Raw genomic sequence first — 19993 nt, 5'->3', positions numbered from 1 at the left:
CTTCACGTTTCGTCGCGTTTGGCCCGACCCTCCTTCACCAAGTGAGGGAGGGTCCGGCTTTTCGTTGCGAAAGGTGAGGGAGGGTTGGCGGCCGGATCAAGCGCGGCAACGGGGCATGGGAAGATTGCCCTGTGGCTCATATTGACGTTTCCGGTATCGATTACTTCCTCTCCGACGGCACCCAACTGCTCAACGGTGTCACTTTCAAAGTGCCCGATGGAAGTAAAACTGCGCTGATCGGACCCAACGGCACCGGGAAAACCACGTTGTTCAGGATCATTGCCGGAGACCTGGTCCCCGATGAAGGCGTCATTGGCCGCTCCGGGAATATGGGCATCATGCGCCAATTTGTAGGCCAGGTCCGTGACGATTCGACCGTCCGTGACCTTTTGGTATCCGCCGCACCACCAGCTCTGGCGGCGGCCGCCCGCACAGTGGATGAAGCCGAGCAGGCCATGATGGAGTTCGACGACGAACCCACCCAGATGCGCTATGCCCAGGCCATAGTGGACTGGGGAGATGCAGGTGGTTATGACGTCGAGACTGTCTGGGACGAGGTCTGCATGGCCGCGCTGGGACTTCCCTTTGACCGCGCGCAGCACCGCCCGGCGTCGAGCCTCTCAGGAGGCGAACAAAAAAGGCTGGTGCTGGAGGCCCTCTTCGCTGGTCCTGACGAACTGCTGCTTCTGGACGAACCGGACAACTACCTCGACGTCCCGGGGAAGCGTTGGCTCGAAGGCAAGCTCAACGAGTCCAAAAAGACAGTGTTCTTCATCAGCCACGACCGTGAGCTCCTGAACAATGCCGCCGGGCGAATCGTCACCCTTGAACCGGGCATCAACGGCGCCGGCGCCTGGGTGCACGGAGGCGGCTTCGGCTCTTACGTCGATGCGAGGGCTGACCGCAACGCCCGCTTCGAGGAACTGCGCAAACGCTGGGACGAGGAGCACATCAAGCTCAAAGAACTCGTCAACATGTACAAGAACAAGGCCGCCTTCCGTTCTGACATGGCTAACCGCTACCACGCGGCGCAGACCCGACTGGCAAAATTCCTGGAAGTGGGCCCTCCCGAAGCCCTGCCCATCGAGCAGAACGTGAAGATGCGGCTCAAGGGAGGCAGAACGGCCAAGCGTGCCATCGTCGCCGAACGACTCGAACTCACAGGCCTCATGAAGCCGTTTTCCACCGAGGTCTGGTTTGGGGACCGGGTCGGAGTTCTCGGCTCCAATGGCTCTGGCAAGAGCCACTTCCTGCGACTGCTGGCTACCGGCGGGACCGATCCTGAGCGTGAACACCTGCCGGTATCGGAAGTGGAGATTGCTGAGGTTCCACATGAAGGAACGGTGAAACTCGGCGCCAGGATCCGGCCAGGATTCTTCGCGCAGACGCATGTTCGCCCGGACCTTCTTGGGAAAACCCTGTTGGAGATCCTCCACCGCGGGGACGAGCATCGCTCGGGGTTGGGCCGTGAAGCCGCCGCTGGTGCGCTGGACGGCTACGGCTTGGCAGGGCAGTCGGAGCAGAAGTACGAGTCCCTGTCCGGCGGGCAGCAGGCACGGTTCCAGATCCTGCTGCTGCAGCTTTCGGGAGCCACCCTGCTGCTGCTCGATGAGCCCACAGACAACCTCGACCTCCACTCTGCCGAGGCTCTCGAGCGGGCCATTGACCATTTCGAGGGGACGGTCCTGGCCGTCACCCATGACCGGTGGTTCGCCCGGACGTTTGACCGCTTTCTTGTATTCGGCTCCGACGGCAAGGTGTACGAATCTGAGGCACCTGTTTGGGATGAAAAACGCGTGGAGCGCGTCCGCTAGTCCTAACGCTCCCTCACCTTTCGCAGCTTTTCGCCAAACCCTTCCTCACTCAGTGATGGAGGGTTTGGCGTTTTGGGGTGAAAGGTGAGGGAGGGTTCTATATGAAAGTTTTGCGCTTGCCCTCGGACCCATCGACGGCGTAAGTCACCCATTCCCCGGTTTTGCGGCCGACGTCGTACGTTACTTCGTCCGGCGTACGCGTTGAGCTGACCACTACGGTAGTAGAACCGCCACCAAGCGTGACTAAATGATCACTTCGGACTATCATTTGATCGTGAAGACTGAAGAAAGACACCGTCTGATTGCAGAGCTTCTGCGCCAACGGGATGAGGTCAGCGTCGAGGAGCTCATCGCTGAATGCAGTTCCTCGGGAGCCACCATCCGCCGGGATCTTGAGGTGCTGGCAGGGCACGGTGTACTCCGGCGGATCCACGGCGGCGCAAAAAGCCTGGTCCTGCGGGGCGAAAACCCGGGCTATGGTCAGCGGGAACTTGAGGACCAGGCGATCAAAGTCAGGATTGCGGCAGGTGTAGCCTCCCTTTTAAGCGATCGTGAACACGTCTGGCTGGACAGCGGAACCACGGCAACAGAAATTGCCCGTCAACTGCGCCAGCGTGAACTTACCCTGATGCCGATGTCCTTGCGGTCCGTGAACGTACTGGCCGTGGATGATTGGCAGAGCGGACATCGGCCGGCACTGCTGCTCCCCGGCGGAAGCCTGATTCCGGGCGAGTTTTCCTTCCGTGGACCGTTGGCGGAAAGAACCATCCGCTCCCTCAGGTTCGATACCGCCGTGGTGACACCCTGCGCCCTCAACTTTAAGGACGGTCTGCTGGCCCATGACGTGGACGACGCCGCCGTCAAGCGCGCTGGCCTGGAGTCGGCGGCCAGGGTGGTTGTTGCCTGCGCCGGCTCAAAGTGGAACGGTAATGCTGTTGCACTCGTAGCAGCCCTGCCGTCCATTGATGTCCTCGTGACGGACAGAATCCTCACTCCTGAAGAACTTGCACAACTCGAGACGTACTCGGTGAAAGTAGTGACTGTATGAGTGTCAGCATCGCAACCGGCCCCAGCCTGAAAGCGGCATCCGTCGCCACTTTCCTGATTTTCGGGGTGAACGGGCTGGTCTTTGCCAGTTGGGCGGCACGGATCCCCGCTGTCACCGAAATCCTGAACCTGACGTCGGGTCAGATGGGCACGCTGCTCCTGTGTACGGCCATTGGCTCGCTGATTGCCCTGCCCACCGCAGGGTGGGTTGTCGGGCGGATCGGGACAGCCAACACTGTTCGCGCCAGCGGGGTTCTCGCAGCGCTGGCCGGCACAGGTGTTGCATTGTCCCTCTTGGCGGAGTCCGTTCCGGCTACCGCCCTGGCCCTGTTCTTCTTCGGAATGGGCATCGGACTTTGGGACGTCGCCCAGAACATTGAAGGGGCCGACGTCGAACACCGGCTTAAGCGGACCATCATGCCCCAGTTCCACGCGGCTTTCAGTGGCGGTGCTTTTGTCGGAGCCCTGATTGGTTCGGCCCTGTCCAACCTTGGCGTAAGCCTGCCCGTGCACCTGCTGGTCATCGCCGGCCTGGTTGCCGTCCTTACCCTTGTGGTGCCCCGCTACTTCCTTCCCCATATCGTGGCAGAGCGGCCCGCGGACGGGGAACCCAAGCCCGTCAAGGGACCTTCTGCCTGGCGCGACGGGCGGACCCTTTTGATTGGCGTGGTGGTCCTCGGCGCTACCCTGACGGAGGGCGCAGGAAATGACTGGATCGCCAAAGCATCAGTTGACGGACTAGGCACAACCGAGTCCGCGGGCGCTTTGCTCTTTGCTGTTTTTGTCCTCGCCATGACCGCGATGCGGTTTGCAGGCGGAATGGTCATCGATCGCTATGGCCGGGTGGCGGTGCTGCGGGCCAGCATGGCTGCGGCAGCCGCCGGTCTGGGTCTCTTCGTCCTGGCAGGAAATGTGTGGTTGGCCGTGGCGGGGGCCGCTCTTTGGGGCGTGGGAGCCGCCCTTGCCTTCCCCATGGGGATGTCAGCCGCTGCAGATGATCCCCGCCACGCCGCCGCACGGGTGTCCGTGGTGTCGACGATAGGCTACATGTCGTTCCTGGCCGGCCCGCCCTTGCTCGGATACCTCGGGGACCTCACGGGAATACACTTTGCACTCCTTGCTATCCTCGCCCCGATCCTGGTTGCCTTGCTGCTCGCTGGCGCCGCGAAGCCCTTGCACGCCAAGTAAGCAACCTGCGGGCGTCCGTGTTTTCCCGTACACAGGCGCCCTGAAACATCAGCCAGACCAGGGGCACTACGGCGGCGGCGAGCAGCGCGCCACCCAGGGTGTCCATCAGCCAGTGCGCGCTGAGGTACGTCCGGCTGACCATCATGGTGAGTGTTCCCAGAATGGCCAGCAGCCACATCCACAGCCGTCCGATCAGGAGTGCAACCACCAGCAGAAATGCGGCCGTGGCGGAGACATGCCCGGACGGAAAAGAACCCGTATCAGTGAGGACGATGGTGTTTGACGGACGGCCGCGGCCAATCCCCGCCTTGATCAGCTGAGTCAGTAGCGCCACAGAGGCAGCGGCGACAACGGAGAAAACGGCAGCCTGGGGCCTTCGGCGCACCAGCAGAATGATGACGAGGCATGCGTGAAGCACATAGATTCCGCGGTAGCCCGCCACGTTAAGGAACTCGTTGATGCCGTCCCACGCAGGGCTGCGCAGCCTCTCCACAAACTGATGCCATCCGTTGTCCAGGGCCAGGAAGGGTGGATCCACCTTGTTGGCCATGAGCAGGCCGCCCAGAACGGTCATCACTGAGAGCAGGGCCGTACTGGCCGCGATTACCGGGCCTGGGGAATAGCGTTGCGGGTCGAGGACGCGCGTCATTGATTCATCCTAACCATTCGCCCCATCAAGCAACCGGGAAATCGAACCGATGATCCAACGGGCGTGCCTTCCCCGACGCCATGCCCGACCAAAGCCCTGCAAATCCCCAACGAGCCTTCGGTTGTAGGGTGGGGAAATGCGAAGGATGCTGAGGAGGGGGCCGGGAAGGATTGCCCGTCTGGACAGGGCACTCGTCAGGGCCATTTCGGGTTTCCCCGGAGGTGAACACGACGACTTCTTCCGTCGGCTGTCCGCCGTTGCCAACAAAGGCAAGCTGTGGTTTGCCGCAGCTGCTGTGCTGGCCATCTTCAAGGGCAGGCCGCGTCGTGCTGCCCTTCACGGCCTTATTGCGCAAGGCGTGGCTTCTGCTGTGACTAACCTCGGCTTCAAAACCCTGCTGCCGCGCGCCCGCCCCCTGCCAGAGCACCTGCCGGTGTTTCGTTTCGTTCATCCGCAACCGACCAGTTCTTCTATGCCGTCCGGGCACTCGGCTTCAGCGGTGGCCTTCGCCGTGGGAGCCGGTTTCGTCCACCCCGTGATCGGAGCAGCAATCGCTCCTGTCGCTGCCGGAGTTGCATACTCAAGAGTGCATACAGGCGCCCACTGGCCATCTGATGTGCTCTTCGGGTCTGCCATCGGAGCGGGAGCCGCTCTGGTCACCAGAAAGTGGTGGCCGGTCAGGCCCCCGTTTCCTGATACACGGCGAAACCGAACCCATGCCCCCGAGATAGCGGGCGGACTCGGGCTAAGTGTCGCCGTCAACACGCTTGGTGGATCTTACGGCCCGGAAACAGTAGCCGCCCTGCAAAAAGTATTCCCATCAGCGTATATACAGCAGGTTGGTCAGGATGACGATTTGGTAGCTGCAATCCGGGCCGTTGGCACCCATCCCGGAACGGAAGCCTTAGGAGTCTGGGGTGGGGACGGCACTGTGGGCGCCGCCGCTGCATGCGCCGTGGCAGAAAAACTGCCCCTGCTCGTGCTGCCTGGCGGGACTCTCAATCACTTCGCCCGCGATGCAGGCACGTCCACCCTCACGTTGGCACTGAATGCTGCTGAAAAGGGTGAGGCAGCCCGGGCAGATGTTGGCCATGTTGTGGTGGAACGCGGCTTACCCGACAATCCCGAGCGCCTTGCGCTGACGATGTTGAACACCGCCAGCATCGGTTTGTATCCCGATATGGTCAGGCGCAGGGAGCATCTTCAGCCCAGCATGGGTAAGCCCCTTGCAGGCGTAGTAGCAATGCTCCGCACATTCGCTGCCGGCACCCCCACAACCTTGTTCGTGGACGGAGTGCATCACAAGCTCTGGATGCTGTACGTGGGCCGGGGCAGGTACTTCCCCCGGGACCACGCTCCCTTGGTGCGGCCGGTAATGGACGACGGCGTCCTGGACTTCCGCCTCATTACTGCTGACGAATCTTTTGCCAGGCTGCGCCTGTTGTGGTCGGTTCTCACCGGGACTGTGGCGACGTCGAAAATCACCCATCTTCGCGAGGCCACCAGGATCAGGGTCGAGGCAAGCGGCACCCCGCTGACTCTCGCGGTGGACGGTGAGGCTATCCCCGGGGTCCGCAGCGTGGAGTTCACAGTGCGGCGCGGCGCACTGACGTATTACTCCCCCGAGCCCTGAGGATCGTCCGATCGGACTACCCTGATTCGCCCCTGAATCATCCCTGAGACGGGCGATTTTCCGGTGGAGCGTGGGTAGCGTGGAGGTTGCATACCAACGCACCTCGCATTCACTGCTACCCAAAGGAAAGCTTCCATGATTGAAGCAAAAGGCCTGACAAAAATCTACGGTGACAAAACCGCCGTCGACGCTGTCAGCTTCACGGTCGAGGCAGGCCGGGTCACCGGCTTCCTGGGGCCCAACGGTGCAGGCAAGTCCACCACCATGCGCATGATCATGGGACTTGACCGGCCGACGTCGGGATCCGTCACGGTGAACGGTGTTCCGTTCGCCAAGCACGTAGCCCCGCTTCGCGAAATCGGATCCCTGCTGGATGCCAAGGCCGTCCACACAGGGCGCACGGCCTACAACCATCTGCTGGCCATGGCAGCCACGCACAGCATCCCGAAAAAGAGGGTCAACGAGGTCATCGAAATGACCGGGCTCTCCGAGGTGGCCAGGAAGAAGGTCAAGGGATTCTCCCTGGGCATGGGTCAGCGGCTCGGAATTGCCGCTGCCCTCCTGGGCGATCCGCAAACGGTGATTCTGGATGAGCCGGTCAACGGACTTGATCCTGAAGGCGTCGTGTGGGTCCGGAACCTCGCTAAATATCTGGCTGCGGAAGGTCGGACTGTTTTTCTCTCGAGCCACCTCATGAGCGAGATGGCAGTCACCGCGGACCATCTCATCGTCATCGGCCGAGGCAGGATCATTGCTGATGCTCCTATCCAGGAGATCATCAACGGCAAGGGACAGAGCCGGGCGCGTGTGCGGACTGACCAGCCAGAGCATCTGATGAACATCCTCGCCGGGGATGGTGTAGCCATCCAGGTCCAGGAGCCCGAATTGCTGGAGGTCACCGGGCTTGATCCACGCCGGATCGCTCGCATTGCCCTCGAGAACCGCGTCATGATCTACGAACTCACGCCGTTGCAGGCAAGCCTTGAGGAAGCCTATATGGAGCTGACCAAGGACGAGGTCGAATACCACTCGCTGATCACTGCGGGAGCCCCTACTCCTGTTCAGGCCGGAGGCAACTAAGCCATGACCACATCAAACGTGAATACGTCGTCACTGAACCCATCAACCCCGGCACCGAGCCGTCGCGGAACTGCAGCTGGCGTCGGACCCGGCCCGAGCTTTTTACGGGTCCTGAATTCCGAGTTCATCAAGTTCCGTACCCTTACATCCACTTTGATCTTGTTGGCCTGCACGCTGCTTGTCATGGTGGGCTTTGGCGCCCTGACAGGCTGGGGAACCGGCACCTTCGCCGAGCAGGCCCTGAGTGATCCGGAGGCCGCTGCCGCGATAGCGGCTCAAGGAGGCGACCTGGCAATCACCGTACCCACCTCCGGCATCGCCTTTGCCCAATTGATCCTGGGCTCACTGGGTGTGCTGCTGATGAGTTCGGAGTTCACCACGGGCATGGCACGTTCCACGTTCGCGGCCGTGCCCAAGAGGCTGCCTGCATTCGTAGCCAAGCTGATTGTGGTGGTGGTGGCCTCCTTCGTGCTAACGGCGGTATCTTCGTTCCTGGCTGGACTCGTTGCGCTTCCTATCCTGGACTCCTACGACCTCAAACTTGACCTCGCCAGTTCCCAGTCCGTGAAACTCCTGCTGGTCAGCAGCGTTTACGTTGCGGCGGTGGCTGCCATCGGTCTGGCACTGGGAAGCATCATCCGGAACTCCGCCGGCGGCATCATGAGCCTTGTCGGTCTGTTCTTCGTGGCTCCCATTGCACTGCAGATCATCCAAGGCGACGTCGCCAAAGAGATTAGGAAATACCTGCCAGGTAATACCGTGGAGCCGATGACTGCTGTCAAACACCTGCCGGACACGCTCGAAGTCTGGCAGGCGGCCCTGGTGCTCGGCGCCTGGGTTGTTGTTCCAGTGATCCTGGCCATGGTCCTGCTGAAAAAACGGGACGTGTAACCAGCATCTGATTCAGAAGTGAGTGAAATAGCGCCGGTAAAGGGCGCGTCGGCCACACCTGTCGACGCGTCCTTTGCCGAGATTACTGCCCGCCGGCGGGGCCGCCTGCGGCGTTACTTGCATGGGCGGCCCCGTTTGGTGGACCTCCTGGTTGCTGCGTGCTATCTGCTGCTGGTTACGCCCACCATCGTTGAGGCGGCGAACGACGGCGACTGGGCGGGTATAGCTCTGATGGGCACCCTCGCCGTGGTGCTGTTGGCCCGCCGGGATCAGCCGGCCATGGTTGTGACAGCGGTTGCGATACTTGAAGTGGCAATCACCATGCTCCATCCCTGGGGATCAAACGTCTCCGCCGGCTTATGGTTCGCCCTCTATGCATTGGCTGTTGCCCATACCCGACGGTTTGCCCTCGTGGCGCTGGCCCTGGCCACGACGCCGCTTTCCCTGGTCTACTTCCTGATGCTGGTGGGGCCCCTTCCCGCGAACGCTGGAGGGGCAGGAAATGATCTGCATTTGGTCAGCCTCGTGGCCGGCATCACCATCACACTTTCCAACGTCATCGCTGCCGGCATCGGCTTTTCCGTGCGCCAGCGGCGCCTTCACGAGCAGGAAATTGCTGCATGGGCATCGCGGGCAGCCCAGCTGGGATCCGTCAATGAGCGCAACAGGATAGCCCGGGAAATGCACGACGTCATAGCCCATTCCCTGACCGTGATGGTCACCCTTTCGGACGGTGCCGCCGTCGCGGTTAAAAGGAGCCCGGAACAAGCTGGTGAGGTTCTCGGAGAACTGTCACGAACCGGCAGGACGGCTTTGGCAGACATGCGCCGCGTGCTGGGCGTCCTGCGGAATGACGCCCCCGGAGAATCTCCTCGCGAACCTCTTGCTGGAAGTGCCACGCTGGGCAAGCTCCTCGACGGGTTCCGTACAGCCGGACTTCCGCTGCACTTTTCGCATACCGGGCCGGCGCTTCCGGCTGACGCAGCCTTCCAGCTCACCGTTTATCGGATAGTGCAGGAATCACTGACCAATGTGCTCCGGTATGGCCGGGGCTTAGGCCGGGTGGAGGCAAAAATTGTCCGGGACGGCTCCCGGGTGACCATCGAGGTAACTGACGACGGGAAGGGGAGTACGCCGTCGGGCCAGTCCTTAAACGGCCATCAGACCATCCACCACCTTCAGGCGGGACAGGGCCAGACCGGGACCGGCCAGGGAATCGAAGGAATGAAGGAACGGGCAGGAATCTATAACGGCACAGTGGACGCCGGTCCCGGGGCAGGCGGCGGCTGGAGTGTGAGGGCAGTGCTGAACATGACTGACGAGGGGATCAAATGAACGGCATGCGTGCCATACGTATTGTGCTGGTGGATGACCAGCCTCTGCTGCGGATGGGGTTTCGCCTGATCATGGAGGGGGAGGATGGTATTGAGGTTGTGGGTGAGGCCTCAGACGGTGCGGAGGCTGTCCAGCAGGTGCGGCTGCTGGATCCCGACGTGGTCCTGATGGATGTGCGCATGCCGGTGCTGGACGGGATCGAGGCAACACGTGCAATTTCAACGTCCGGTTCAAATGCACGGGTGATTATCCTGACCACCTTCGATCTGGACGAGTACGCCTTCGCCGGATTGCAGGCAGGGGCTTCAGCTTTTCTCCTCAAGGACGTGGCCCCGGCAGAACTGACCCGTGCAGTAAGAGTGGTGGCCAGCGGCGACGCGGTAGTAGCGCCTCGGGTAACGCAGCGGTTGCTGGAGACGTATGTCCGGGGTAATGGAGTCGCAGGGCAAGCCAGCGGAAACATTGAGCAGGTGGCCGCCCCACAGCGCGATCCGTTGCTGGACGACCTCACACCCCGCGAGACGGAAATGCTGGAGTCCATGGCGGAGGGACTTTCCAATGCCGAAATCGCCCGGAAGTTCTTCCTTTCGGAAGCCACAGTGAAAACTCACGTGCGGCGCATCCTCAACAAGCTCCATCTGCGGGACCGCGTCCAGGCGGTGGTCTACGCCTACGAAACCGGCCTCGTGGTGCCCAGCAACCCCGATTACTGAGAGCAATCTGAGGACCACTGGAACCCCTGAGAGACTCAAGCACAGCCGACACACAGGAACGGTCTATGCAGTGCATAGCCGGTGGAGGTTCTATTGACCCATGAACAACCTCCCTGAACCCCACGAACCGCACCCGAACCACGATCGCGGCCTGGAATTCGACCTTTCAACGCTAATAAGCCGCCGTTCGCTGGGTGTTTTCCTCGGTGCCGGTACGGCGGCAGCTTTGGCGGCGTGCACTCCTGGCGGATCAACCGGGGGCGGCACCAGCGCGGCGACGTCGACCGCCACCGCAACCAGTACGACGACGGCGCCCGCCAGCACAGCGACCGCCACAGCTTCACCGACCCTGACCAGGGCCATAGCCGAATGTGGCGCGGAGATTCCAGCGGAAACGGCAGGTCCCTACCCTGGCGATGGCTCCAACGGCCCGAATGTCCTGGAGGCTTCAGGCGTAGTGCGGCAGGACATCAGCTCCAGCTTCGGAACATCGACTACAAAGGTGGACGGCGTCCCGCTGACCGTCACCATGATCCTCCTGGACAACTCCAACGGCTGCGTCCCCCTAGCGGGTGCAGCCGTTTATGCCTGGCATTGCGACCGGGACGGCAAGTACTCCATGTACGATTCCGGGCTGGAAAACGAAAATTACCTTCGTGGCGTCCAGGAGGCCGATGCGAATGGCCAGGTCACGTTCAAGACCATCTTCCCCGGCGCCTACAGGGGACGCTGGCCCCACATCCACTTTGAGGTTTTTGAATCCATGAGCAACGCGACGGCCGCGGGCCAGGTGCTTGCGGTCTCGCAGATCGCGCTGACGGATGCAGCCTGCCGCGAGGTCTACGCTTCCTCCGGGTACGAAACCAGCGCCAGCAACTTCCCCAGCACCACTCTGCAATCAGACATGGTCTTCGGGGACGACGGCGGCATCCACCAGCTCGCAACCATGAGCGGATCGGTATCAGCGGGTTACACGGCCGGCCTCAACGTTACGGTTTAGGCAAAGATATTGGCGGGGATAGACTCGACGCCATGCCTTCCAAAACCACCCCCGCCGATCACATCCAGGACCTTTCGGCGTACGTCATGGCGTCGCCGTCGAGTTTCCACGCCGTCCATGAAGCTGGCCGGCGCCTGGACCAAGCCGGGTTCACGCGGCTGGACGAGCTGGCGTCCTGGGATGCAGCGGGCGCCGGAAGCAACGGCACTGGAGAGTTCTATGTGATCCGCGACGGCGCCCTGATCGCCTGGGTGACTCCGGCCGGGGCGGGACCCACCACCCCGTTCAACATCCTGGGCGCCCATACGGACTCGCCCTCCTTTAAGCTCAAGCCCAAATCCACAACGGGCAAGTTCGGCTGGCTGCAGGCAGGGGCGGAGATTTATGGGGGTCCGCTGCTGAACTCGTGGCTGGACCGGGAGCTGCGGCTCGCGGGCCGGCTGGTCATGCTGGATGGCACCCAACACCTCACCGCCACAGGGCCCCTGCTCCGCTTTCCCCAACTGGCCATCCATCTGGACCGCTCAGCTAATGATGGCCTGACGCTGGACAAGCAACAGCATATGAATCCCGTCTTCGGGCTCGGGGAGCCAAACGGAGAGGACCTGCTTGCGCTCCTTGCCGGGAATGCGGCGGGCGATGCGACAGTGGACCCGGGGCAGATCGGAGGGTACGACGTCGTTATTGCAGATACGCAGGAACCAGCGGTTTTCGGGGCAAAGGGGGAGTTCTTCGCCTCCGGGCGACTGGACAACCTGTCCGCGACCCACGCCGGATTGACGGCTTTGATCAGTCACGCCGCCTCATCAGGCAGTACCGACGGGCAAGCGCCCATCGCCGTACTGGCGGCATTCGACCACGAGGAGATCGGGTCAGCATCCCGGTCAGGTGCTTGCGGCCCCGTCCTCGAAGACATCCTGGTCCGCATCTCGGATGGCCTTGGCGCGTCCGCGAGCCAGCGGCGCCAGGCCTTTGCGGCGTCGTTCTGTGTGTCTGCCGACGCCGGGCACGCGGTCCACCCGAACTATTCCGAGCGGCACGATCCCGCGAACAAGCCTGTCCTCAACGGAGGCCCACTACTGAAGATCAACGCCAACCAGCGCTACGCCACAGATGCCGTCGGCGCGGCACTATGGGCACGTCTGTGCGCGGACGCCGGTGTGCCGTACCAGGAGTTCGTGTCCAACAACGTGATGCCATGCGGCTCCACCATCGGGCCTCTGACGGCAACACGGCTGGGCATCCGGACAGTCGACGTCGGTGTACCGCTCCTTTCCATGCACTCGGCCCGCGAGCTGTGCGGGGTGGAGGACCCGAAGCGGCTCGCGATCGTCACCGAGGCCTTCTTCAGAACGCCCGCCACAGTCCTTAACTAGGAGAGCTTCCACCAGCGATTTGGGCGGTGTCGTCACGCACCTCCCAATTGGCACGGTTTCCGGCGTGTTTCTGAATTGCCCTGCAGGCAACAGCGAATGCCTATTTGGCCGAGTTTTTGTGGACTTCTCCTTTTTGCACAGCAGCAGACTGTTTAACTGCACAGATCGCTTCAGGGTGTCTGACGCTTAAGGTAGGAGCGATGTGATCCACGGTACAAATCTCCACTGAACCCAGGAAGACGAGGACAACCGCCCATGCAGGCTGAACAGCAACTCTCGAAGTCGCTTAAACCGCGGCACCTTTCCATGATCGCCATTGCAGGTGTCATCGGCGCCGGCCTGTTTGTAGGCTCCGGCGCCGCCATCCAGCAGGCGGGCCCAGGTATTCTCCTCGCCTACATGGCGGCCGGGCTCGTGGTCATCCTGGTGATGCGGATGCTGGGTGAAATGGCTGCAGCAAATCCGGAAACGGGTTCGTTCTCCACTTATGCAGACAAGGCGCTGGGCCGCTGGGCCGGGTTCAGCATCGGATGGCTGTACGCCTGGTTCTGGATCATAGTGCTGGGCATCGAAGCCACAGCGGGTGCAGCCATCATGCACCGCTGGGTTCCGGGAATCGACCAGTGGGTCTGGGCCCTGATCCTGATGGTCCTCCTCACCTTGACCAACCTCGGCTCGGTGAAATCGTTCGGGGAGTTTGAGTTCTGGTTCGCGTCCATCAAGGTGACCGCCATTGTCCTGTTCCTGCTCTTCGGTGCAGCTGCAATTCTGGGCCTGGTTCCAGGAGTACCCGCACCAGGGTTGAGTAACCTTGTGGAGAACGGCGGTTTCCTGCCGAACGGTCCGGGAGCTGTGCTCGCCGGTATCCTCGTCGTCGTCTTCTCCTTTTTCGGGGCCGAAATTGCCACCATTGCCGCCGGTGAGTCGGAAAACCCCGTAGATGCGGTCAAGAAGGCCGTACGCTCCACCGTCTGGCGGATCCTGGTGTTCTACATTGGCTCCATCGCCGTTGTGGTCACTCTCCTGCCCTGGAACGATGCGTCCGTTGCCAAGAGCCCGTACGTCGCCGTCATCGAGCTCTTCGGTATTCCCGGGGCAGGCACCATCATGGACATTGTGGTCCTGACATCAGTGTTGTCCTGCCTTAACTCAGGCCTGTACACCGCAAGCCGCATGCTGTTCTCCCTGTCAAAGCGCGGCGACGCCCCCAAGTCCTGGACCAAGATCTCCTCCAGGGGTGTTCCGGCGTCCGCAGTGCTCGCTTCCACTGTGGTGGGATTCATCACCGTCGGACTGAACTACATCGCCCCGGATACCGTGTTCCTGTTCCTGGTCAACACCTCAGGTGCCATTGCCCTGTTCGTATGGCTGGTCATTTCCGCATCACAGCTCATCCTGCGCCGCCGGATGGGCGCAGCCGCCAAGGATCTTTCCCTGAAGATGTGGCTTTTCCCCTACCTGACGTGGGTTGCGATTGTCAGCATCGTGGCACTCCTTATCGGAATGGTGATCCTCGAATCCACCCGCGAGTCTCTCCTGCTTTCGCTCGCCCTCGCTGCCGTAGTGGTCGGGATCGGCCTGTTCCGCTACCGCAACTCAGCTCCCAAGGCTCCGCAGGCAGCGGCTCCCGCCCCGGATGCCGATGATGTGAGCGTCGGCGTCGGCGCCGGACCGTCATCCTAGCTTGAACGCTGCTGGCAGCAGGCTCACAGAGCCTGCTGCCAGCAGCTGCACGACGCAGATGCGTTCATCCACGAGCCACATCCGGGCACATGCCTTACGAGGCATATGGGAGCATGTGCTCTATGGTTCCTAAAATTGCATACCAGGGTGAACCCGGGTCCAACTCAAACATCGCCTGCATGGAAATGTATCCGGACATGCTTGCCGTGCCTTGTGCCAGCTTTGAGGACGCCTTTGGGCTGGTCACGGCGGGTGAGGCGGAGTTGGCGATGATCCCCATCGAGAACTCGATTGCAGGCAGGGTAGCTGACATCCATGCCCTCCTCCCCGACTCAGATCTCCAGATTGTCGGAGAGCATTTCCTCCGGATCCGCTTTGATCTGCTTGGAATCCCGGGTAGCACCATCGAACAGGCGGAGGAAGTACACAGCCACCTCCACGCCCTGGGCCAGTGCCGGAAACTGATCCGTTCCCGAGGGCTCAAGCCAGTTATTGCAGGAGACACTGCAGGGTCCGCCCGGGAGGTGCGGGACTGGAATGACCCCACAAAAGTGTCGTTGGCGCCGCCGTTGGCTGCCGGAATGTACGGACTCGATGTCCTGGCGACTGAAGTCGAGGACGACCCTACCAATACCACCCGCTTTGTGGTCCTTGGGGAGAAGCGTCCCCTTCCGGTCCGCGACGAGTTACCGGAAGCTGTGGTCACCAGTCTGGTTTTCCGGGTCCGGAACGTTCCGTCAGCCCTTTACAAGGCATTAGGCGGATTTGCCACCAACGGAGTCAACATGACGCGGCTCGAAAGCTACATGGTGGGGGCTGAGTTCGCCGCCACCATGTTCCTGGCGGACGTGGAGGGGCACCCCGAAGACGTCCCCCTGAGTTTGGCTCTCAATGAACTTCAATTCTTCACGTCGGAAGTGAGAATCCTTGGCGTCTATGGGGCGCATGCTTACCGGATGCAGTCGAAACAAGAGGCGTCGTAGCAGGCAGGCATCCAGTTAACCTGCAGGTCGTGGGCCAAGCCGGTCAGCTTGCGAGGCCGATCACCAGATTGATGGTGGTGGCCAGGATCAAGGTGCCGAAGAGGTAGGACAGGAGCCCGTGTTTCAGTGCCTCGGCCCGTATCCTGTGGTGCTCCAGATTGGTATCGGAAACCTGATACGTCATGCCCAGGCTCGTGGCAAGATAAGCGAAATCTGAATACTGGGGCGGGCGGTCCTGGTTGAAGCTGATGCCGCCAGGCTCTTCCCCTCGTTTTTCGGGGTCGTAGTACAACTCTGCATATCGCAGGGTAAAGAGTGTTTGCACCAGCATCCAGGACAGAGCAACGCAGGACAGGGCGAGCAGGCCCCCGGCCATCACCTCCCGGCTGCCGGGGGCGCCGCGGTGTGAATCGACGACGACCGCGGCAACAGCTGCGAGGCTGGCCAGGTTTGCGACCAGAATGAGCAGGTCAGTCACACTTCTGGAGGGGTCCTCCGTTACAGCATGGGAGCGCGTCCCAGCGGGATCAAGCCTTCCGATCACAACCCACACCCAAACCACATAGGTCAGGGAGGCGACGGCCCAGCCGATGGCCGGGGCTTCGATCCAGCGACCCGAAAGACCGGCAGCCAGCGTTGCTGCCAGCCCGGCAAGAACCATCACCACGAAGCGGATCCTGCTGCGCCTGACGATGGTGGCTGGCAGTTCCGGGGAGAGGGAGTCCATGTTCTGTACTCTAATCCCGCCGCCGGCCGCCTATCGGCAGGCTGTCGCAGGCTGGCGCCGGGAGGACTGACGCCGGTTATCCACATGGCAGCCGGGGAGCCTTCCGAGGGCCTTCAACCTGACACTAACCTAAGTATCAGCTCCAGTCCACGACTGCAGTCCAAGAGAAATCGCCTATCCGGTTCGGATGCACTAAGATAGTGAAGTCTGTGCTGCGCCCTGCCTCCACTATGGGAGCCGGGCTTGCATGACTCCGCAAATGAACCTCCTGTTACGGAAATGCCGTAACCGCTTAGCCCAAAGGAGGTGGGTTCACATATGCGTCCTTACGAATTGATGGTAATCATCGACCCCGAGGTCGAAGAGCGTACCGTTGAGCCGTCGCTTCAGAAGTTCCTGAATGTCATCACCAACGATGGTGGAACCATCGAAAAGGTTGACATCTGGGGCCGTCGCCGTCTGGCCTACGACATCAAAAAGAAGTCCGAAGGTATCTACGCCGTGGTGAACTTCACCGCCAAGCCGGACACCGCCAAGGAACTTGACCGCCAGCTGAGTCTCAATGAGACCATCATGCGCACCAAGATCACCCGCCCCGAAGAGCAGAAGGTTGTTGCTGAGTAATCAGCTCCACCCTTTTATTCTTTACCCCGCAGGAACGAACAAGGAGGCAGTAGATGGCAGGCGAGACCACCATCACGGTCATCGGTAACCTCACCAGTGACCCCGAGCTGAGGTTTACACCGTCAGGCTCGGCAGTAGCGAACTTCACCATCGCTTCCACTCCGCGTACCTTCGATCGTCAATCCAATGAGTGGAAGGACGGGGAAACCCTGTTCCTTCGCGCATCGGTATGGCGTGAGGCAGCCGAAAACGTCGCCGAATCCCTGACAAAGGGCATGCGCGTTATCGTTTCAGGCCGCCTGAAGAGCCGTTCCTACGAAACAAAAGAAGGCGAGAAGCGCACCGTTATCGAGCTTGAGGTCGATGAAATCGGCCCGAGCCTGCGCTATGCCAACGCCAAGGTCAACCGCACCCAGCGCTCCGGCGCTCAAGGTGGTCAGGGTGGCTTCGGCGGCGGAAACGCGGGCGGCGGCTTCGGTGGCAACCCCGGTGCAAGCCAGGGTGGCAACTCCGGTGGAACCTGGGGCGCCAACCAGCCTGCTGCGCAGGATGACCCTTGGGCTACGCCCGGAGTCAGCAATGCAGGCGGCTGGGGCAACGGCCCCGATTCCGAACCTCCCTTCTAACCACTCATTAAAGGGCCGACGTCGAGACCCGCCAGGGTGCCAACGGCACCAAGGCGACCATCGCCGTCGGACCACCACCATCCCGTGGATCACTATCCACGGGCTCCATAGATAAGGAGCTCCACGATGGCTAAGGCTGAACTCCGTAAGCCCAAACCAAAGTCCAACCCCTTGAAGGCCGCTGACATCACTGTCATCGACTACAAGGACGTAGCATTGCTGCGCAAGTTCATCTCCGACCGCGGAAAGATCCGCGCCCGTCGCGTCACTGGCGTCACGGTGCAGGAACAGCGCAAAATCGCCCAGGCAATCAAGAATGCCCGCGAAGTTGCTCTGCTGCCTTACTCCGGCGCTGGCCGCGGTTAAGGAAAGGGATTAACTAAAATGGCAAAGCTCATTCTGACCCACGAAGTAACCGGTCTCGGTGCTGCTGGTGACGTTGTCGAGGTCAAGGACGGTTACGCACGTAACTACCTGCTGCCCCGCAACTTCGCCCTGACCTGGTCGAAGGGTGGCGAGAAGCAGGTTGAGTCCATCAAGGCTGCCCGCGCCGCCCGCGAGCACGCTTCCCTGGAAGATGCTCAGAAGCAGGCCGCGGCTCTGTCCGCGAAGCCCGTCAAGCTCGTTGTCAAGGCTGGCGAGACCGGACGCCTGTTCGGCACCGTCAAGCAGGGCGACGTTGCTGACGCTGTTGAGGCCGCTGGCCTTGGCCGCATCGACAAGCGCAAGGTTGAACTGCCGGCACACATCAAGTCGGTTGGTTCCTACCAGGCCAACGTCCGTCTCCACGACGACGTTGCTGCTGTGATCGAACTCGACGTAGTCGCAGGCAAGTAGTCTTCCGGCTTTCGGGCCGTCGGTTACGCAGTCCTGAACTGCTGAAGGCCCCCGTACCATAACCTCCAAGGTTGTGGTTGCGGGGGCCTTTGCTTTAACGCTCGGCACTGTGGTGCATCACCGTGGTGTTGTGGCGGTGGGCGGCCTGGATCAGCTCCACCAAAACGTCCTCGTCGACATCTTCGAGGCTGTTAATGTAGAGGCATGCAGCCCCCAGGGTGTACTTTCCCAGCCTGGGAAGCAGTGCCGAGGCCTCAGGCGCATAAGTAAGCCCATAGAGGGAGAGGCTACCCTTGCGGGGCGAGAAACCGACGGCCACCGTGTCGCCTTCCCGACCGCTTTTGTAGCGATAGTGGTAGCTGCCGAAGCCTACGATGCCCGGACCCCACATCACGGGAGTCTCACCGGTGTTCTCTTTCATCAGGGCGAGCAGGCGGAATCCGTCCCTGCGGCGGACCGGGTGTTCAACCCCCTCCAAAAAATCCTCGACGGACTCCGGCGTTGGTTGGGTCTTGTTTTCAGCCATAACGGCAGTTTTCCAGACCCTGATTACCTTGTCAGCAAGTGGTTGCCATGGGGACCCGCACGAAGTAGTTAGGGCCGGGCAGGTGCTCCGGAATAAACAAACGTGGGCGTCTGTTCTCAAGGTAGATGCAAATGCATGTAGACCAGCGATCCGTTCAGGAGTCAGCCGTGGAAACCCGCCACATTACAGTCATCACCGCCGGTCTTGGCGTTCCGTCGTCGAGCCGCCTGCTCGCGGACCAGTTAGCTGCTGCGGCCAGCCGGAAACTGAGCGCGGCCGGCTACCTGGCCGAAGTGGACGTCGTCGAACTCCGGGACCTTGCGGTGGACATCGCCAACAACTTTGTCACCGGCTACGCCGCTCCCCGCCTTGCCGGGGTTTTGGCGGGAGTCTCTGCGGCTGATGGCATCATCGCCGTATCACCGGTCTTCAGTGCCTCCTACAGCGGCCTCTTCAAGTCCTTCATGGACGTGGTGGACCCCGCGTCCCTGGAAGGGAAAGCCGTGCTGCTGGGCGCCACCGGCGGCTCCGACCGCCATCAGATGGTTCTGGACTACGCAATGCGTCCCCTGTTCAACTACCTGCGGACCCGCATTGCACCGACTGCAGTCTTCGCTGGCCCCCAGGACTGGGGAAACATCGACGGCGGAGGGTCGCCGCTTTCTGCCCGGACCGAGCGGGCGGCGGCGGAGTTTGCCGAAATGCTTACGGCCCCGCGTCAGGCGAGGGGATCATCTAATGGACACTCTCAGGACTTGGAGTCCCTTCCGTTCGAGCAACTTCTGGCAGGCATTTCCGGTGGCCGGACCGAGTAGCGCCAGGGAAGCCGTTCCGTCCTGAACGCTCCTTTGAACTATTTCGTGGTGCCGATCGTTGTGGGGTCATGAAGTGTCCTGTGGATTCAATTGACCTGATAATGAGCGAACGCAGCGGTGTGGAGATTGACTACTGCCCGCAGTGCCGCGGTGTGTGGCTGGACCGTGGGGAGCTGGACAAGATCATTGACCGCGCCGCCGAGATGGGAACCGGGCAGGCTCCGGCGGCACCGCCTGCTCCCATGCCTCCGGCGGGCATCGTTCCTCCGCCGCTTTACAACATGGATCCCCGCCGGGATGACAGGTCAGAGCGCTACCGCCCGGAGCAACCCCGCTACGATGACCGCGGCCACGACCGCAACTACGGAAAAGGGTACGACCGGGACTACGACCGCCGGCGGCCCAAGAAAAAGGAAGGCTGGCTCGGAGACCTCTTTGACTTCTAA

The 19993-nt window shown here is 61.5% G+C and carries 21 protein-coding genes; 18 read left to right on the top strand and 3 right to left on the bottom strand.

The window, feature by feature from the left end:
* Positions 1-131: 131 nt before the first annotated feature.
* From RIN13_RS06125 to RIN13_RS06115, 3 genes are all read left to right on the top strand, one after another.
* Entirely contained in the window at positions 132-1814 is a 1683-nt protein-coding gene (locus RIN13_RS06125) for an ATP-binding cassette domain-containing protein (RefSeq protein WP_309106447.1), read from the top strand.
* A 274-nt stretch (positions 1815-2088) separates the two neighbouring features.
* A complete protein-coding gene (locus RIN13_RS06120; protein WP_309106446.1) occupies positions 2089-2862 on the top strand; it encodes a DeoR/GlpR family DNA-binding transcription regulator in 774 nt (257 codons plus the stop codon).
* Positions 2859-4049, top strand: coding sequence for an MFS transporter (locus RIN13_RS06115; protein ID WP_309106445.1), 1191 nt, complete (start codon positions 2859-2861; stop codon positions 4047-4049). The genes RIN13_RS06120 and RIN13_RS06115 overlap by 4 nt, the downstream gene beginning before the upstream one ends.
* Here RIN13_RS06115 and RIN13_RS06110 read toward each other — a convergent pair.
* Complete coding sequence (locus RIN13_RS06110) at positions 3982-4698, bottom strand: phosphatase PAP2 family protein (RefSeq protein ID WP_309106444.1); 717 nt, start codon at positions 4696-4698, stop codon at positions 3982-3984. The two genes, RIN13_RS06115 and RIN13_RS06110, sit on opposite strands and share 68 nt — an antisense overlap.
* Before the next feature lie 136 nt (positions 4699-4834).
* Here RIN13_RS06110 and RIN13_RS06105 point away from each other — a divergent pair, with 136 nt between their 5' ends.
* From RIN13_RS06105 to RIN13_RS06065, 9 genes are all read left to right on the top strand, one after another.
* Positions 4835-6331, top strand: coding sequence for a phosphatase PAP2 family protein (locus RIN13_RS06105; RefSeq protein WP_309106443.1), 1497 nt, complete (start codon positions 4835-4837; stop codon positions 6329-6331).
* A gap of 135 nt (positions 6332-6466) precedes the next feature.
* A complete protein-coding gene (locus RIN13_RS06100) occupies positions 6467-7411 on the top strand; it encodes an ATP-binding cassette domain-containing protein (RefSeq protein WP_309106442.1) in 945 nt (314 codons plus the stop codon).
* Between the two features lie 3 nt (positions 7412-7414).
* Positions 7415-8302 carry an ABC transporter permease gene (locus RIN13_RS06095; protein WP_309106441.1) on the top strand — a complete coding sequence of 296 codons (888 nt, stop codon included), beginning with the start codon at positions 7415-7417 and terminating at the stop codon, positions 8300-8302.
* An 18-nt stretch (positions 8303-8320) separates the two neighbouring features.
* On the top strand, positions 8321-9637 hold the full coding sequence (locus RIN13_RS06090; RefSeq protein WP_309106440.1) for a histidine kinase: 1317 nt from the start codon (positions 8321-8323) through the stop codon (positions 9635-9637).
* On the top strand, positions 9634-10350 hold the full coding sequence (locus tag RIN13_RS06085; protein WP_309106439.1) for a response regulator transcription factor: 717 nt from the start codon (positions 9634-9636) through the stop codon (positions 10348-10350). The genes RIN13_RS06090 and RIN13_RS06085 overlap by 4 nt, the downstream gene beginning before the upstream one ends.
* A gap of 100 nt (positions 10351-10450) precedes the next feature.
* Positions 10451-11350 carry an intradiol ring-cleavage dioxygenase gene (locus tag RIN13_RS06080; RefSeq protein WP_309106438.1) on the top strand — a complete coding sequence of 300 codons (900 nt, stop codon included), beginning with the start codon at positions 10451-10453 and terminating at the stop codon, positions 11348-11350.
* Between the two features lie 32 nt (positions 11351-11382).
* Positions 11383-12726 (top strand): M18 family aminopeptidase, encoded by a 1344-nt coding sequence (locus RIN13_RS06075; protein WP_309106437.1) that lies wholly within the window; start codon positions 11383-11385, stop codon positions 12724-12726.
* Positions 12727-12981: 255 nt separating this feature from the next.
* On the top strand, positions 12982-14409 hold the full coding sequence (locus RIN13_RS06070; RefSeq protein WP_309106436.1) for an amino acid permease: 1428 nt from the start codon (positions 12982-12984) through the stop codon (positions 14407-14409).
* A 122-nt stretch (positions 14410-14531) separates the two neighbouring features.
* Positions 14532-15392 (top strand): prephenate dehydratase, encoded by an 861-nt coding sequence (locus RIN13_RS06065; protein WP_309106435.1) that lies wholly within the window; start codon positions 14532-14534, stop codon positions 15390-15392.
* A gap of 43 nt (positions 15393-15435) precedes the next feature.
* Here RIN13_RS06065 and RIN13_RS06060 read toward each other — a convergent pair whose 3' ends face one another.
* Complete coding sequence (locus RIN13_RS06060) at positions 15436-16119, bottom strand: DUF1345 domain-containing protein (protein WP_309106434.1); 684 nt, start codon at positions 16117-16119, stop codon at positions 15436-15438.
* A 318-nt stretch (positions 16120-16437) separates the two neighbouring features.
* Here RIN13_RS06060 and rpsF point away from each other — a divergent pair, with 318 nt between their 5' ends.
* The 4 genes from rpsF to rplI all read left to right on the top strand — a co-directional run bounded on the left by rpsF (position 16438) and on the right by rplI (position 18206).
* Positions 16438-16743: a 30S ribosomal protein S6 gene (gene rpsF / locus RIN13_RS06055; RefSeq protein ID WP_050683795.1), complete on the top strand. Its 306-nt coding sequence runs from the start codon at positions 16438-16440 to the stop codon at positions 16741-16743.
* Positions 16744-16796: 53 nt separating this feature from the next.
* Positions 16797-17369, top strand: coding sequence for a single-stranded DNA-binding protein (locus tag RIN13_RS06050; RefSeq protein ID WP_309106433.1), 573 nt, complete (start codon positions 16797-16799; stop codon positions 17367-17369).
* A gap of 126 nt (positions 17370-17495) precedes the next feature.
* Positions 17496-17735 carry a 30S ribosomal protein S18 gene (gene rpsR, locus RIN13_RS06045; RefSeq protein ID WP_003800144.1) on the top strand — a complete coding sequence of 80 codons (240 nt, stop codon included), beginning with the start codon at positions 17496-17498 and terminating at the stop codon, positions 17733-17735.
* Positions 17736-17753: 18 nt separating this feature from the next.
* On the top strand, positions 17754-18206 hold the full coding sequence (rplI, locus tag RIN13_RS06040; protein ID WP_050057159.1) for a 50S ribosomal protein L9: 453 nt from the start codon (positions 17754-17756) through the stop codon (positions 18204-18206).
* A gap of 94 nt (positions 18207-18300) precedes the next feature.
* Here the strand turns inward: rplI and RIN13_RS06035 are convergent, their stop codons facing one another.
* Positions 18301-18732, bottom strand: a complete 432-nt coding sequence (locus RIN13_RS06035) for a DUF1801 domain-containing protein (protein ID WP_309106432.1) — start codon at positions 18730-18732, stop codon at positions 18301-18303.
* Positions 18733-18899: 167 nt separating this feature from the next.
* On the opposite strand from RIN13_RS06035, the gene RIN13_RS06030 reads away from it, so the two are divergent.
* Complete coding sequence (locus RIN13_RS06030) at positions 18900-19547, top strand: FMN reductase (protein WP_309106431.1); 648 nt, start codon at positions 18900-18902, stop codon at positions 19545-19547.
* Positions 19548-19615: 68 nt separating this feature from the next.
* Positions 19616-19993: a zf-TFIIB domain-containing protein gene (locus RIN13_RS06025; RefSeq protein ID WP_309106430.1), complete on the top strand. Its 378-nt coding sequence runs from the start codon at positions 19616-19618 to the stop codon at positions 19991-19993.

The organism is Arthrobacter sp., from assembly GCF_031179985.1.
Lineage (GTDB): Bacteria > Actinomycetota > Actinomycetes > Actinomycetales > Micrococcaceae > Arthrobacter.
The sequence above is the reverse complement of the archived record's forward strand: the minus strand, read 5'-3'. Positions and strand labels throughout refer to the sequence as shown.

What these genes read in the sequence shown, in the direction of transcription:
- RIN13_RS06115 (WP_309106445.1), top strand. Translation starts at nt 2,859, where the DNA reads ATGAGTGTCAGCATCGCAACCGGCCCCAGCCTGAAAGCGGCATCCGTC.
- RIN13_RS06110 (WP_309106444.1), bottom strand. Translation starts at nt 4,698, where the DNA reads ATGACGCGCGTCCTCGACCCGCAACGCTATTCCCCAGGCCCGGTAATC.
- RIN13_RS06105 (WP_309106443.1), top strand. Translation starts at nt 4,835, where the DNA reads ATGCGAAGGATGCTGAGGAGGGGGCCGGGAAGGATTGCCCGTCTGGAC.
- RIN13_RS06100 (WP_309106442.1), top strand. Translation starts at nt 6,467, where the DNA reads ATGATTGAAGCAAAAGGCCTGACAAAAATCTACGGTGACAAAACCGCC.
- RIN13_RS06095 (WP_309106441.1), top strand. Translation starts at nt 7,415, where the DNA reads ATGACCACATCAAACGTGAATACGTCGTCACTGAACCCATCAACCCCG.
- RIN13_RS06085 (WP_309106439.1), top strand. Translation starts at nt 9,634, where the DNA reads ATGAACGGCATGCGTGCCATACGTATTGTGCTGGTGGATGACCAGCCT.
- RIN13_RS06080 (WP_309106438.1), top strand. Translation starts at nt 10,451, where the DNA reads ATGAACAACCTCCCTGAACCCCACGAACCGCACCCGAACCACGATCGC.
- RIN13_RS06075 (WP_309106437.1), top strand. Translation starts at nt 11,383, where the DNA reads ATGCCTTCCAAAACCACCCCCGCCGATCACATCCAGGACCTTTCGGCG.
- RIN13_RS06070 (WP_309106436.1), top strand. Translation starts at nt 12,982, where the DNA reads ATGCAGGCTGAACAGCAACTCTCGAAGTCGCTTAAACCGCGGCACCTT.
- RIN13_RS06065 (WP_309106435.1), top strand. Translation starts at nt 14,532, where the DNA reads ATGGTTCCTAAAATTGCATACCAGGGTGAACCCGGGTCCAACTCAAAC.
- RIN13_RS06060 (WP_309106434.1), bottom strand. Translation starts at nt 16,119, where the DNA reads ATGGACTCCCTCTCCCCGGAACTGCCAGCCACCATCGTCAGGCGCAGC.
- rpsF (WP_050683795.1), top strand. Translation starts at nt 16,438, where the DNA reads ATGCGTCCTTACGAATTGATGGTAATCATCGACCCCGAGGTCGAAGAG.
- RIN13_RS06050 (WP_309106433.1), top strand. Translation starts at nt 16,797, where the DNA reads ATGGCAGGCGAGACCACCATCACGGTCATCGGTAACCTCACCAGTGAC.
- rpsR (WP_003800144.1), top strand. Translation starts at nt 17,496, where the DNA reads ATGGCTAAGGCTGAACTCCGTAAGCCCAAACCAAAGTCCAACCCCTTG.
- rplI (WP_050057159.1), top strand. Translation starts at nt 17,754, where the DNA reads ATGGCAAAGCTCATTCTGACCCACGAAGTAACCGGTCTCGGTGCTGCT.
- RIN13_RS06035 (WP_309106432.1), bottom strand. Translation starts at nt 18,732, where the DNA reads ATGGCTGAAAACAAGACCCAACCAACGCCGGAGTCCGTCGAGGATTTT.
- RIN13_RS06025 (WP_309106430.1), top strand. Translation starts at nt 19,616, where the DNA reads ATGAAGTGTCCTGTGGATTCAATTGACCTGATAATGAGCGAACGCAGC.